The sequence below is a fragment of the Mesorhizobium sp. M7A.F.Ca.US.006.04.2.1 genome, from assembly GCF_004022915.1.
GTDB lineage: Bacteria > Pseudomonadota > Alphaproteobacteria > Rhizobiales > Rhizobiaceae > Mesorhizobium > Mesorhizobium ciceri.
Genome location: NZ_RZQA01001410.1, coordinates 1 through 904 on the forward strand (window position 1 = coordinate 1; position 904 = coordinate 904).

1 protein-coding gene is annotated in these 904 nt (G+C 62.9%); it reads right to left on the reverse strand.

Translation table 11 applies throughout. The annotated features are described in order from the left end of the window. Positions 1–904 (reverse strand): type IV secretory system conjugative DNA transfer family protein (locus tag EN925_RS37695; protein ID WP_164894758.1); only part of this gene is annotated, 904 nt, incomplete at both ends.

Below are 904 nucleotides of genomic sequence, written 5' to 3' on the forward strand. Positions count from 1 at the left end.
CCGCATGGCCTGATCGACCGCGCGTCGACGCAGCGCGTCATCATCGAGTTCGTCGCGGTCCAGCTCGAACTCGTCGTTGTGCTGTGCCGTTTGCAAAGGCGCAATGTCCTCCTGCTCGGGAAGTTCCGGCTGACGGCGGATGCCGCCATTTGCCGGATCCTCATCCTGCGCATCCGCAGAGTGCCCGGATTGGGCAGGATTGCCTTCCGGCACCGCTGGGACTGTTGTGCCGGTCCAGTCATCCGGGCGCGATGTCCCTGAGATCGTTTCCGGCTTCGGTGGCGACAGGACACGCCCGGCCAGGCGTGGATCGGCGAAATAGCGCACTTTGTTCGCCCGGATGGGGAACAGGCCCGAGACCATGATGATGGCATCGGTCGGCGGAAGCTGCATGATCTCGCCGGGCGTCATCAGGGCCCGCGCGGTCTCCTGCCGCGAGACCATCAGATGCCCGAGCCAGGGCGACAATCTGTGCCCGGCATAGTTTTTCATGGCCCGCATCTCGGTTCCCGTGCCGAGTGAGTCGGAGACGCGCCGGGCCGTGCGCTCGTCATTGGTGGCAAAGCTCACCCGCACATGGCAGTTGTCCAGGATGGAGTTGTTCGGACCGTAGGCTTTTTCGATCTGGTTGAGCGACTGGGCAATCAGGAAAGACTTGATGCCATAGCCCGCCATGAAGGCGAGCGCACTTTCGAAGAAATCGAGCCGGCCGAGCGCCGGAAACTCGTCGAGCATCATAAGCAGACGATGCCGTCGATCCTTCGCATGAAGGTCTTCCGTCAGCCTTCGCCCGATCTGGTTCAGCACGAGCCGGATGAGCGGCTTGGTACGGCTGATGTCGGAGGGCGGCACGACAAGATAGAGTGTCGCTGGCCGCTCGTCCTCGGCCAGATCAGCGATACGC